This is a genomic window from Trichocoleus sp. FACHB-591, assembly GCF_014695845.1.
GTDB lineage: Bacteria > Cyanobacteriota > Cyanobacteriia > FACHB-46 > FACHB-46 > Trichocoleus.
Window position 1 is genome coordinate 1 of sequence record NZ_JACJPA010000118.1, and the last position, 12,616, is coordinate 12,616.

Annotated in this window: 9 protein-coding genes and 1 tRNA gene; 5 read left to right on the forward strand and 5 right to left on the reverse strand. The window is 50.5% G+C overall.

Annotated features, from left to right (window positions below; genetic code table 11):
* Positions 1-257: 257 nt before the first annotated feature.
* Together thrS and thrB are read left to right on the forward strand one after the other, a co-directional pair.
* On the forward strand, positions 258-2,081 hold the full coding sequence (thrS, locus tag H6F90_RS26410) for a threonine--tRNA ligase (protein WP_199296196.1): 1,824 nt from the start codon (positions 258-260) through the stop codon (positions 2,079-2,081).
* A 200-nt stretch (positions 2,082-2,281) separates the two neighbouring features.
* Positions 2,282-3,214, forward strand: coding sequence for a homoserine kinase (gene thrB / locus H6F90_RS26415; RefSeq protein ID WP_190555015.1), 933 nt, complete (start codon positions 2,282-2,284; stop codon positions 3,212-3,214).
* A 33-nt stretch (positions 3,215-3,247) separates the two neighbouring features.
* Here thrB and H6F90_RS26420 read toward each other — a convergent pair whose 3' ends face one another.
* The 3 genes from H6F90_RS26420 to H6F90_RS26430 form a co-directional block, all read right to left on the reverse strand.
* Positions 3,248-5,740, reverse strand: coding sequence for an HD family phosphohydrolase (locus H6F90_RS26420; protein ID WP_190555016.1), 2,493 nt, complete (start codon positions 5,738-5,740; stop codon positions 3,248-3,250).
* A 221-nt stretch (positions 5,741-5,961) separates the two neighbouring features.
* Entirely contained in the window at positions 5,962-7,047 is a 1,086-nt protein-coding gene (locus H6F90_RS26425) for an ADP-ribosylglycohydrolase family protein (protein ID WP_190555017.1), read from the reverse strand.
* Between the two features lie 235 nt (positions 7,048-7,282).
* Positions 7,283-8,122: a photosystem II manganese-stabilizing polypeptide gene (locus tag H6F90_RS26430; RefSeq protein WP_190434151.1), complete on the reverse strand. Its 840-nt coding sequence runs from the start codon at positions 8,120-8,122 to the stop codon at positions 7,283-7,285.
* Positions 8,123-8,576: 454 nt separating this feature from the next.
* Between H6F90_RS26430 and H6F90_RS26435 the strand changes: the two genes are divergently transcribed.
* Entirely contained in the window at positions 8,577-8,954 is a 378-nt protein-coding gene (locus H6F90_RS26435) for a hypothetical protein (RefSeq protein WP_190434154.1), read from the forward strand.
* A gap of 284 nt (positions 8,955-9,238) precedes the next feature.
* Positions 9,239-10,303, forward strand: a complete 1,065-nt coding sequence (locus H6F90_RS26440; protein WP_190555018.1) for a diguanylate cyclase domain-containing protein — start codon at positions 9,239-9,241, stop codon at positions 10,301-10,303.
* A gap of 15 nt (positions 10,304-10,318) precedes the next feature.
* Here H6F90_RS26440 and H6F90_RS26445 read toward each other — a convergent pair.
* Together H6F90_RS26445 and H6F90_RS26450 are read right to left on the reverse strand one after the other, a co-directional pair.
* A tRNA-Gly gene (locus H6F90_RS26445) sits at positions 10,319-10,389 on the reverse strand.
* Positions 10,390-10,485: 96 nt separating this feature from the next.
* Positions 10,486-11,700 (reverse strand): hypothetical protein, encoded by a 1,215-nt coding sequence (locus H6F90_RS26450; RefSeq protein ID WP_190555019.1) that lies wholly within the window; start codon positions 11,698-11,700, stop codon positions 10,486-10,488.
* 98 nt (positions 11,701-11,798) lie between these two features.
* On the opposite strand from H6F90_RS26450, the gene H6F90_RS26455 reads away from it, so the two are divergent.
* The gene (locus tag H6F90_RS26455; protein ID WP_190555020.1) at positions 11,799-12,596 is read left to right on the forward strand and encodes a glycoside hydrolase family 19 protein; all 798 of its coding nucleotides are present in this window, start codon (positions 11,799-11,801) and stop codon (positions 12,594-12,596) included.
* Positions 12,597-12,616 lie beyond the last annotated feature (20 nt).

Genomic DNA, 12,616 nt, shown 5'->3' on the forward strand with positions numbered 1-12,616 from the left:
GCGACAACCGTGCTCGGAGCCTGCCTAGGCGAGGTGGTTGTTGCCCTGTTGCTTCAGGAAGTTGAGCAAAAGCGCATGCTGTTACAGCAGCAGGGGTGGGAGGTTCAGATTACGAGGTGCAAGATCTGAGTTTCGCTTGTTTGGGGTGACGAGGAGGTAAGGGCACTCGGTAAGATAGAGGCTATAGGGGATGATTTCCCTCTGATCCCAATCGAACCCTTGCAAGTCAAGATATTTCTCGAATGATTCAGCAGCAGATGCCTTCTTCAGAAGCTCCTTCTTCAGGACTAGCCGAAAAAATACATTTACCTCGCACCAGCGAATCTGAAGCCTTGAAGAAGATTCGTCATACCACGTCCCATGTGATGGCAATGGCGGTGCAGAAGCTGTTTCCCAAAGCGCAAGTCACGATTGGCCCTTGGATTGACAACGGGTTCTATTACGACTTTGATAGTCCCGAACCTTTTACTGAGAAAGACCTCAAAGCCATCAAAAAAGAGATGGTGAAAATCATTAATCGCAAATTGCCTGTGGTGCGCGAAGAAGTGAGCCGCGAAGAAGCAGAGCAGCGCATCAAAGCAATTAACGAACCCTACAAATTAGAAATTCTGGAAGGTCTAGAAGCCCCAATCACGATCTACCACTTGGGTGAGCATTGGTGGGATTTGTGCGCAGGGCCCCACCTCGAAAACACTGGCGAACTGAAGCCCGACGCGATCGAGCTAGAAAGTGTGGCGGGGGCTTATTGGCGCGGTGACGAAACCAAAGCTCAACTGCAACGCATTTATGGCACTGCTTGGGAATCTCCAGAGCAGTTAACTGAGTACAAACGCCGCAAAGAAGAAGCCCTGAGACGCGACCACCGCAAGCTGGGTAAGGAACTCGGTCTGTTTATCTTCTCCGATATTGTCGGTCCTGGTTTACCTTTGTGGACTCCTAAGGGCACACTTTTGCGCTATACCCTAGAAGATTTTTTGAAGCAGGAGCAACTGAAACGGGGCTATTTGCCCGTTGTGACTCCGCACATCGCTAGAGTGGATTTGTTCAAAACTTCGGGGCACTGGCAGAAGTACAAAGAAGACATGTTCCCGATGATGGCGGACGATGAGCAAGCGGAAGCTGAGGAGCAAGGCTTCGTGCTCAAGCCAATGAACTGTCCTTTCCACATCCAACTCTATAAGAGCGAATTGCGCTCCTACCGCACCTTACCGATGCGCTTGGCCGAGTTTGGCACGGTCTACCGCTATGAGCAATCGGGTGAGTTAGGCGGATTGACTCGTGTGCGCGGCTTTACAGTAGATGATTCGCACCTATTCGTCACCCCCGAACAATTGGATGCAGAATTCTTGAGCGTGGTGGATTTGATTCTGTCTGTGTTCAAGAGTTTGAAGCTACAAAACTTTAAAGCTCGGCTCAGTTTCCGTGACCCTTCATCTGACAAGTATATGGGTTCGGATGAGGTGTGGGATAAAGCCGAAGGAGCAATTCGGCGAGCTGTCGAAACCTTGGGGATGAACTACTTCGAGGGAATTGGAGAAGCCGCTTTCTATGGGCCAAAACTCGACTTCATTTTCCAAGATGCGCTCGATCGCGAATGGCAACTCGGAACCGTCCAAGTAGACTACAACTTGCCGGAGCGCTTTGACCTGGAATATGTGGCAGAAGACGGCACTCGTCAGCGTCCAGTGATGATCCACCGGGCTCCATTTGGTTCCTTAGAGCGCTTGATCGGGATTCTGATTGAGGAATATGCTGGGGACTTCCCGCTGTGGCTAGCACCGGAGCAAGTTCGCTTGTTGCCTGTGAGCCAAGATCAGGTGGAGTTTTCTCAGAATGTAGTCAACCAGATGCGATCGCTCGGCATTCGGGCAGAGGTGGACCTGAGCGGTGAGCGACTGGGCAAGCTGATTCGCAATGCTGAGAAGGAGAAAATTCCGGTGATGGCGGTGATTGGAGCGAAGGAAGTGGAGGCGAATAGTCTCAGTATTCGGACAAGGACCAATGGGGAGTTGGGTTCGATTCCGGTGGTTGAAGTGTTGGATAAGTTGAAGGTGGCTTTGGCGAATCACGATAACTTCTAAACTTTCGGAAGTAAAACCAAGAGCTTGGGGGCGCTTGCCCCCAAACCCCCGCTGAGGGACGGTTGCGCCCCCCAGACCCCCTCCAAAAAGGGTTTTATTGCTTGTGTAGTCCTTTGTCTGGAAATTAAGGTGCCTCAACGGCTTTATGATCAGGTTTGCGAGAAATAATATTTCGCGATCGCTGCTAATAGGTATTTGTAATGTCGTTGAGTTCTACGGTTACTGTTACGGTTCCAGCTACTACTGCCAACATTGGACCAGGGTTTGATTGTTTGGGTGCCGCTTTAACGGTTTACAACCAATTCCAATTTGCTCAACTGCGAACCAATACAGAGCAGCAGGTCGATATTACGGTGGAAGGTTTAGAAGCCGATCGCGTGAACCGAGACGAGAGCAATCTGGCTTACCAAGCTTTTGTAAAACTCTACGAACACTTGGGTCAAACGCCGCCACCTGTGGAAATCAATATCCAACTGGGAGTACCGTTGGCTCGTGGTTTGGGCAGTTCGGCAACGGCGATTGTAGGTGGATTGGTTGGAGCAAATGCTTTCGCAGGTTCGCCTCTTTCCGCAGCCGAAGTCATGCAACTAGCGATCGCAATGGAAGGTCACCCAGATAACGTGGTGCCTGCCTTAGTTGGCGGTTGTCGCCTTGCCGCTACCACCTCGGAAGGCAAATGGGAAATCTGTGAAATTCCTTGGCACAGCGATATCGTGCCTGTCGTTGCCATTCCTAATTTTGAACTTTCCACTGCCGAAGCTCGCCGGGTCTTGCCCAGCGACTATAGCCGCGCCGACACCATCTTCAATACCGCTCATCTCGGCTTACTCGTCCGAGCCCTAGAAACTGGCAACGGTAAATGGTTGCGAGGCGCCTTGCAAGACCGCATCCACCAACCCTATCGCCAAACCCTCATTCCTGGATACACCGCTGTTCAAGATACTGCGATCGCAGCGGGAGCCTACGGTCTTGTGATCAGCGGGGCAGGTCCCACCCTACTGGCCCTCACGAATAACCAAGAAGCTGCCAATGTAGAAGCCGCGATCGCCAACACCTGGATCGAGCAAGGCGTCACCCCTTTAGTTAAAGCGCTGAAAATCGACTCCACTGGGGCAACTACCAAAGAGGCATGAGGAGAGGACTAAGGGTAGGGTGCCGACGCAATACTACTTTGCTGATAAAACGGCTTTGGGGTAGGCGATGCGTTGGTGATTGAATTGTTGCCAAACCTGGACAAAGACTTCGGCGATTTGGTTCATTTCTTCGCGGCTCAGACCAGAGTGAACTAGCTGATTGTCTTGCCAGCGGGCTCGCAGGATTTTGTTAATCATGGAGAGGGCTTCTTCCGAGCTAGCATCTTTGAGCGATCGCAAGGCGGCTTCGCAAGAGTCGGCTAGCATGACGATGCCTGTTTCGCGGGATTGGGGCACAGGGCCGTCGTAGCGGAAGTCGCACTCATCGACGGTGCAAGTAGAGTCTTGTTTGGCTTGCTGCTGCGCTTGGTGATAGAAATAGGCGATTAACATCGTGCCTTGGTGTTCTGGAATAAAAGCTTGAATAGCTTTGGGAAGACGGCATTTGCGCGCCATGACCAACCCCGCACTCACATGCTTCTTAATCAGTTGAGCACTTTTCCAAGGGTCGTTGATGGTGTCGTGCTTATTCGGACCACCCATTTGGTTTTCAATGAAACCCAAGGGATCATGCATCTTGCCAATATCGTGATACAAGGTTCCAGCCCGCACCAGTTCCACATTGCAGCTCAAGGCTCTGGCCGCAGCTTCGGCTAAGGTGGATACAAACAAGGTGTGCTGAAAGGTTCCGGGCGCATCAGAAGCTAACCGTTTCAACAGGGGGCGATTTGGGTTAGAGAGTTCGGCTAGACGAATGGGGGTGACAAGATCAAACAAGTGTTCCAAGTAGGGGCTAAGTCCTAGCGCCACTACGCTCCAAGCCACCCCAGCTAAGCCATGCAGCATGGCTCCACTAAGTACGAGGTACCAGACAGGCCCAGAAGCTGCATTCAGAATTAAAGTCAGAATTAGGTAGGCGACACCTTGGGTCAGACCCACCACACCGCCTAAGAGGGCGAGTTCTTCCCGCGATCGCAATCTTCCCGCAATCAAGCCGCCTAGTAGACCGCCAACAGCGCTAGCTAGCCAGTAGCTCCAACTCACTTCCAATCCTAGGGGCACTAGCGCTGCCAGTAAGCCGACAACTGCCACGCTCAAGGCAGAACCGTAGAAACTACCCACTAACAAACCAATCGCGGGCAGGCTGGTGGAAGAAATGCCAAAAATTCCTAGCAGAGGAGCGCTTAAAGTTAAAACCAGGAGCAAGAGATGGTCCCGCTGCCGCAACCCTGGGTGAAATCGTCGCTCTACCACCCAAACAAGACCTACCGCCCCAGTCATCACCCCACCGAAACCCAGCAGGCCGAGCCAATTAATTTCTCGACGGCTCAAGCGGAAGTAGTCTAGCAAGACAAAGTTAGCTTGGGTAATCACCTGCCCTTCTTTCACAATTACTTCGTCTTGCTGAGCGGTGACGAAAACAGGCTTAACTTCTTGAGCTGCTTGCTCGGCGCGGAGCTTAGTTTGCTCGGGATCGCGAGTGAGATTAGGTTCTAAAACTTTAGGCAAAAGATTGATCGCGATCGCCACTGCTGGCTCTGGAACGACTCCCCTCACTTGCACTTTTACCGCGTTTTGCAAAATGGCTTTAGGTAAGCCTGGGGAGATACCTTGGGCCAAAATGCGTGTCACAACTTGGCGAATGTTCGCTTGAGCAGTCTCCCACTCTGCATCCGACAAGTTAAATAGGGTGGCGTTGTAAAGAGCCTCCGAATCCGGGGTGATTGTGTTGGATAAGGTGGCCAGGGCAATCGGGTAACTCCTACGACTTTTAGCAATGACTTCCGCGAAGGCAGCAAAGTCTTCAGCAGGCATAGTTTGGCGATAACTACGCAGTTCGGCGATCGCTTGCTGCTGAGCTGCATTCAGGGGAGGATTGCTTGGGTTTAGCCATTCATTCAAGCTTGGGTCAGTACTACTCTCCAGCCCTGAGTTATTAACGGTAGGAGGCTCCACAGCTTCCAAAACCGCGCGCCACTCCCACTCTTCAGCTTGGCGTAAGTAGATTTGCGTAGGCAAAGATAGGCTAATAGTAGGGACAAACGGAAAAGTTCCAGCCATGCGCCGCAGTTCAGTGCCCTGCGTTAAAGCTTGATCTAAGGCCTGCTGCACTCGTTGATTCACCGCCCCATCTAGCGCTAACACTGGAACCGCGCCAGTCCGGGCTTCTCGACGCTTTTCTTCTGTGGTTTTAGGGTCTTCTACACTGGCATTAAAGGGCGCTCGAATGGTCTGGGGCGCTGCTGTACCGACGTCTAGCTTCGGTTCGTTATAGAAACGGTACCCAATGGTGCTCGTTAAGGAAAGAACAGCCACGAAGATCATAGCCGGAGGGCGATGACGGTGATGGTTGGGCGATCGCGGACCTGCTGCGGCACTAGTGAGGGGTTGCCGATTCCAGGTTTGGCTCAAAGCATGACCGAACGTCTTACGCGATACGTCTGCCACGTACACACGCCACCCTTCATTTCGATAGCGTCTGTGCAGCCGCTCTGCCCGCCGCATCAACAATTGAATCGCTCTCATAGTAGTTAGGGTCTACCAGCGAGAGGGTGAGGTGGAATGCAAACGAGCAGGTAAAAAATTTATTGTGTGCATGAACTGGTTTCCCTGGTTAGAAGCTGTCTGTAAAGTTTGTGACAGCACCCGCTTGGTTTATTTATTCATGCTACTCGGTTCATAGAGGAAGGTGAGTGGGGGACACCATCACAATCGAGGCGATGAACAATAGAGGTGAATGGGTAAAGTTAACGGGGCCGAATAACACGAGGAGCGGCGATCGCCGGAACTTGACAGCGCTTAACTGGAAACTTTTGTGTATCATAAGTGCCCGACCAGGTAGCTAGCAAGTGAGTCGCTAATTCAATCACCTCTGCCTCGGACTCAACCACCTGCCAAATTGATTTGAGCGTAGAAATTCCAGAGTGTTGGCGATCGAGGGCTAGCCGCCAAACCACCGGAATGCCAGCCAAGCTGTTGTAAGCCCCAGCCAAAGCACCTGTGAGGGTTGCCACTAACTGTGGCGAAATTTTCATCTGCAAGGAGCGTAAAACAGCCAAATGCCAATCCTGGGGTGTCGCCAGGCAACAATAAAGTGCTGCCATCATCGGTGAAACGAATTGAGCGTTTGGCAAAGCTGTAGCTTGCAGAGGCTGGCATAACTGCGATCGCGCCATTTCTAAACTGGCATTCTGCTGTATTAAGGTTTGCACTTGAGCCAGTTGCTGCATCAATACAGCGATAGTCTCTGAGTCGGCAATCGGATCAGCGGATTGGGCCTCTAAGCGAGTTAAGGCATTAATGATTTGGGGAATTAACTCTTGGGGCTGCAACTGATTCTGTAAAGCCTGAGCGATCGCCAAACTCAGCACGAAGCTAGGCAGAACAGCACTGTTCAGAATCGAACCGGGAGGCAGGGAAGCGCACTGGTAAAGCTGGCTTAGCTTTCGATAGAGTTTGGTTTCATCCTCATGAAAAAATAAGGCGATCGGTAGACTGGCGATCGCTATTCCTTCCGCTCCTAACTCATCTGGATGACCAAGCTCAACATCTGACTGGAAGCGCTGCTGCCAATCTGCTAAATCCAACTCTCCTCGCTCCACCAGACTCCGAGCCCCTAGTACCGTTAGGCGGCCCCATGCTGGGGCTGAAAGGCTAAGGGGTTCGGAAGCCAGCAGTTGCTGAGCTTGGCGCTCAGGATGACCCAAAAAAAGTTGAGGCTGGGCTAGCTCACTTTGGTCTTGTTGAGACAAGTGAGCTGCCCAAGCTAAAAGTTCTCCGATCGCCGCGCCTACGAGTACTCCTTGAAATTGACTCAAGAGTGAGTATCGCATTCATTTTCTTCCTGGTTGAGTGCAATCGATGGCAGAGGCAAGCGTGGCTTGAGCTGTCCTTCCCTACTCACCATCCCAGCCAATTCTGCCTACTTTCATAGTCCTTGGTGCATAACAAAAGAGGGGTGAAACACCCCTCTTTCTGCCAATATTATGCCAATGTAGTTTGGTGCTGGTTGAGTACCAAAGCGTCAATCTACTTTAGTGGTACAGCTACAGAACAGCGATCGCTGCCTTAGGCTTGGCCTGGCTCCAGACGAGCATAGAAGATGCCCCGGATCTTAACTTCTACAGGTTCACGAGAACCCATGTCAGTTTCCGAAGGCTGCTCACTTTCAAAGGTGCCAGCAATCTCGCCACTGGTATTATCTACCTTAGCAACTTGGAGAGAAATCTTACCTTTACCGACATCAAAGCTCTTCACGTTCTCGCGCCGTAGTTCATCACTATCAGCTTGAGCGGGTAACGCAACAGCGTTGTCATAACCTGTTGCTAAACCACGGCCCTTGGGGTCTAGGAAGTTAGCAGTCCGGTAGGATGGGACTTTGAATTTACCTTCGAAGTCAGTAGAGGTGTTGATCACACCATTCAAACCCGGTTGGGTCTGCGCGACTAACCCTTTGATGGTGAATAGGAAAGGCACCCGCTCACCACCAGCCAATTGCACGGTAATGGCTTGGAAGTCGAGACCATCTTCTTCCTTAAAGGTGAAGCTGCCATCAGCATTGGGTTCAAGTGCGCCGCTGACGGCTTCAATAGAGGAAGTTTGACGGGTCACTAGCTTCGCAGGCTTATAGGCAGCCTGGGAGCGCTTGCTAACACCTTCTTCCTTCACAAAGAAGTCAACTGGCTGTAAGCACAGGCTGTTTAGGGTGTAAGACTTACCCGTATCCACGGTGATAGACCCACGTGAGGTCTCATCTAATTGGGGACAAGTGTTTGCCAAACCAGTTCCTCTGATCTGCTCGTAAGTGAGAAGATCTCGGTTCACGGTAGTACTTGGCCCACTGCTACAAGCAGTCAGCACACCCAAGCACAAAGCCAGGAGTGAAACGATTAAAGCACGATACCTCATAGTCAACCTCAATACCAATGTTATAAATCCCTGCCAGGGCAATCTAAAATTTGGGCTTCAGGCACTCAAGCGAGTAGGGTGATGGCCCGCAACCAACCTGAGGCAAAACGGCCACACTTCATAAACGCCTGCGCTCTGTTTTGGGCGTGCTGCCGCAACCACCAGGAGAATTTTGAACCACTGCCAGGTTTAGCTGGATTCTTATGATTTTCGCAATGGTCCGGCCAAGACCTAATACAGCATTTTACACGTCCTTGGATCGCCTTTCGCTTGAGGTGGCAAGCAAATCACAATTGTTTGAGTGAACGGGGATCAAGCTGAGTGATTTTTACCTGGAATGGCGGAGTAGTTTTTGAGCAGTAGATTCTAATTCAGCTTGGGATAAAGACTCCTGTAAAGTTGGGTTGACCCAATTGCGATTGATTGAAACGCAGCCCACAAGGATTAAATGGTGATGGATGACAATATTCAGGTGGCATCGGAGCTAAGGCCCGACTTTGCCGCGATCGCTCAGGTAGTAAGAACTTCGGCTCAGAGCCATGAGGGTGACTGTTTAACTCTCTTAGCTCTCCTGCGACTGCTGGAAAGCTTGCACCGAGAAATTAGTGACAGTTTTTTTCAAGATTCGCTACCGACCAATCGCCAAGCGCTCTATGCATTGTTACGGGACATAGAAGCTGAGGGAGGTTGGCCCTATATTCATCGCATGAAGCTACAGGCACTTTTAGTGAATTTGCCACCAGAAGATCCAGGTGAGGTATCTTCAGAAGTAGTTTCAGAAGTAGTATCGATGACAGCTGAACCTGGAGTTGAGTCTGAGGATTACGGTTGAAGGTAGCCATCGTTCACTCTATCGTTAACTATTGAGCTTCAGGTCAGCAAAAGGGCTCTAGACCTGAAGGCTCTCAACTACGGTTCAGTTTCAGTTGTCAGGACTAGGTGTCAGGACTAGGGTGTAACGAAGCTAGAAAAGTTAAGCTTAAATTCAGTTCAAGCTCGCAGCATTCAAGCTTTACTAAAGCAGTAGCTGACGCATCTCCTTAAGCTTAGGCGCGTCTTACATAGACAAGCAGATCTTAGTATCTTCCCTAACTCCAGGAACTTTTACTGATCCTTATGTCTAGTGCCTCCCACTCCCGATTGCTTCCCCTGTTGTCAGACATTTGTGGGCGAAATCTGAAGCTGGAGTCAACTTTAGCAGAATTAACCCTATATGACTTTGCAGTTGAGTCTCATCAACCGGGAGAAGAGGTAGCGCAAGCGTTCCATCAGAATCCTTTGCTGCCAGGGGTGATTCTGATGGAAGCAGGGCGCTTTGTCGGGATGATTTCTCGGCGGCGCTTCTTGGAACATCTCAGTCGGCCCTATGGGTCGGAACTGTTTTTAAGGCGACCGCTAAGAGCGTTGTATCGCTTTACAGGAGAAGATTTTTTAATGTTTTCGAGTGACGTTGCCATTGTGGTAGCAGCCCGTCAAGCCTTGCAGCGATCGCCCGAACTTTTAGCAGAACCAATTTTGGTGCATTTTCAGCCGCACACTTACAAATTGCTGGATGTACATCAATTGCTCGTGGCGCAGTCTCAAGTTCATGAACTCGCTACTCAGATGTTAAATAAGCTTTATCAAAGACTAGAAGTTACCAACCAAGAGCTATATCGCCTCGTAGTCTTAGATAGCGTCACTCAAGTGGCAAATCGGCGGCACTTTGATGAATATCTGGCGCAGGAATGGTGGCGAATGGCCCGTGAGCGATCGCCTCTTTCATTAATCCTCTGTGATATTGACTGCTTCAAAGCCTATAACGATACTTATGGCCATTGCGAGGGCGATCGCTGTCTAAGGCAAGTAGCTCAAGCCTTGAGTCAAGCGGTCAAGCGTCCTGCCGATCTAGTCGCTCGCTATGGCGGAGAAGAGTTTGTGGTAGTTTTGCCCAATACAGGAGCGGAAGGGGCGGTTCGGGTTGCTGAGGCGATTCGCTTAAGTATTAAAGATTTAGGAATTCCTCACGTTAATTCTTCGATTGGCGATCGCTTGACGCTTAGCTTGGGCGTTTCTAGTACGATTCCCAATCCAGAGATTTCTCCTGAGGAATTAGTGGTGGCTGCTGACAAAGCTCTTTACCATGCCAAAACTGCCGGGCGCGATCGAACCATTCTCAACTTGTCTCTGGGTAAGATTTAAGTTTTTGATTTAATAAGCGGGTGGCGAGAATCGAACTCGCATCAATAGCTTGGAAGGCTATGGTTTTACCACTAAACTACACCCGCACTTGAATTTTGCCTGCTTGCCAGTCTTAAACATCGCTGGTAATCAAGCCTAAACTAGGATAGCACAACTATTAAAAACTTCAAACTAAAAATTGTTCAATTAATTAAGTTGATCGTGATACTCACATTTAGGTTACTAGAAACCTCAGATTTTTCATTCTCCTTTATGAGGTTAGAAGCTGGGGTAAAATCCCAAGAAGTGATCACACACTTGGCTAGTTCGTCATAGGCTGGACTCGCACTAGGCTTTATGACCTCTATCTCTCCCTCTCGATTTGAAACGCGCCCTTGCTCATCGATCGTGATTCTTAGTTCTACTAGCTCACCATAATAACGCCGACTTTCAGGCTCGAGTAGACAGCCAAAACTCGAAGCATCTGAGAAAAAGGTTTGGTTGGTGACTTTAGGCTCAGCGGGGTAATCGGGAATATCTCCCACATTTTCAGGCACGCTGACCCCGGTTAAGCTAGCTTGAAATCCAGCAGGGTTTGGATCTTGCGAAACGGGTACTTGACCGATCGCCTCACCTAAACCGCCATCAGTCGGAGGGGGCGCTGAGTCTGGAACTGTGGGTGCTGGAGGTAAAGGGTTTGATTCAGTTTCCGATTCTTCCGAAGCACTGTCAGGATTCCCCAACGGAGCTTCGCTACCTTCCTGAGTTGTTTGGCCTTCAGGTGCTGGTAAAGCCCCAGTATCCTCCGAGGTTTGTTCGGGTGGGATATTAGATTCTGTCGGTGCCTCACTCCCATTGTCCGGCGCTACAGGTGCCTGATTATTATCAGCTGGCGGGGGTACTACATTTGCTTCTGGCTCTGGATCGCGGCTGGGTTCGGGACTGGCTTGGGGGTTGGGTAAGACAGGTGGAGTAAACGGTAAAGATGCTGGTGGAGTGGCAGAGGATGGTTGCGGCGGCTGCGATACAGGAGGCGAAGGGCTAGGAGATGGGACCGTAGCCTCTACAGACTCTGGGAGGATGGCAGTTACCCCAGGTTCCAAGACGGCAACTCCGTCATCAGCTTGAGGTGGTGCTGAATCAGTCACAGGGTCTGGAGCGATTGGGGCGGTTGGGGCGGCTTCAGCTTCTATAGACGCTGTTTCAGGGGCAATATCTACCACCTCAATGGGTGCAGAACTGGCGTTTGAAGATTGAGCGATCGCGACTCGAATGGACCACCACCGCAGCGTCAACGCCAAGAGCACATGGATCACGATGGAGCCAGAGAGGACAGCCAGCCAAAGGTTGGGCGGATCAGCGTGGCGACGCCAATCAGCAGACTGGGTTTGAGCGCTGGGATCAATTAATGGGGTCATGGTCAAACGAGATAAAAGCTAGGCGATAAAAATTCTAACGATTCCTCATCTAAATTTGCTTTTTCGAGATAATCGGAGCAAAGCTGGGAAAATGTTTAATGCGGTTACAAGATATTTGCAACGGACCTGCTACCTTAACCTTGAATCAGGTCGCGCATGATGCAGATTTAGTGAAGCAGATTCAAGTTCGTTTGCGCGATTTACAAATGCCCATTGGTGAGCCTGATGGTCGGTGTGGACCTTTAACTGCCGCAGCGATCGCTCGTTTTTGTAAAGCGTTTAACGCGGCAAATGACGACCTCACTCCAGAGATTGCTAAGCAGCTAATTCAAGCAAAAACGATTCCTAACTGCAACCCGTTGCTGGAGATGCTAAGTCCAGGACAGGTGGCTGAGATTTTGGACTGCCCTCTGAGTGATCTGGAGGCTTACTTACCGGGAGTTTTGCAAGCGTTTCATCAGCGTCAGTTGCTTAATCGTCCTACTTTAATTGCCGCGATCGCCACAATCGGCGTTGAAACAGGAGGTTTTCGCCCGATCCATGAGTGGGGAGACGACGATTATTTCACCCGCATGTACGAATATCGGGATGATTTAGGCAACACTCAACCCGGCGATGGAGCCCGCTACCACGGACGTGGTTTTGTGCAAATCACGGGACGAGCGAATTATCGAGAATATGGTCAAAAGCTAGGGTGCCAGCTAGAAGAGAATCCAGACCTGGCCCTCGACCCCAAAACTGCTGCCGAAATTTTAGCGTTGTATTTTTACGATCGCGGAGTCGATCAGGCTGCCCAAAACTCTGATTGGGAACAAGTTAGACGACTGGTTAATGGTGGCCTCAATGGTTGGGATGAATTCATCAACTTCGTCAAACGGGCTCAAAAAATGCTGTAACAGTACGTCGCTGCTTTTTG

Bases quoted from the DNA above. Each gene is read 5' to 3' on its own strand.
- thrS (WP_199296196.1), top strand. From the start codon at position 258: ATGCCTTCTTCAGAAGCTCCTTCTTCAGGACTAGCCGAAAAAATACAT.
- thrB (WP_190555015.1), top strand. From the start codon at position 2,282: ATGTCGTTGAGTTCTACGGTTACTGTTACGGTTCCAGCTACTACTGCC.
- H6F90_RS26420 (WP_190555016.1), bottom strand. From the start codon at position 5,740: ATGAGAGCGATTCAATTGTTGATGCGGCGGGCAGAGCGGCTGCACAGA.
- H6F90_RS26425 (WP_190555017.1), bottom strand. From the start codon at position 7,047: ATGCGATACTCACTCTTGAGTCAATTTCAAGGAGTACTCGTAGGCGCG.
- H6F90_RS26430 (WP_190434151.1), bottom strand. From the start codon at position 8,122: ATGAGGTATCGTGCTTTAATCGTTTCACTCCTGGCTTTGTGCTTGGGT.
- H6F90_RS26435 (WP_190434154.1), top strand. From the start codon at position 8,577: ATGGATGACAATATTCAGGTGGCATCGGAGCTAAGGCCCGACTTTGCC.
- H6F90_RS26440 (WP_190555018.1), top strand. From the start codon at position 9,239: ATGTCTAGTGCCTCCCACTCCCGATTGCTTCCCCTGTTGTCAGACATT.
- H6F90_RS26450 (WP_190555019.1), bottom strand. From the start codon at position 11,700: ATGACCCCATTAATTGATCCCAGCGCTCAAACCCAGTCTGCTGATTGG.
- H6F90_RS26455 (WP_190555020.1), top strand. From the start codon at position 11,799: ATGCGGTTACAAGATATTTGCAACGGACCTGCTACCTTAACCTTGAAT.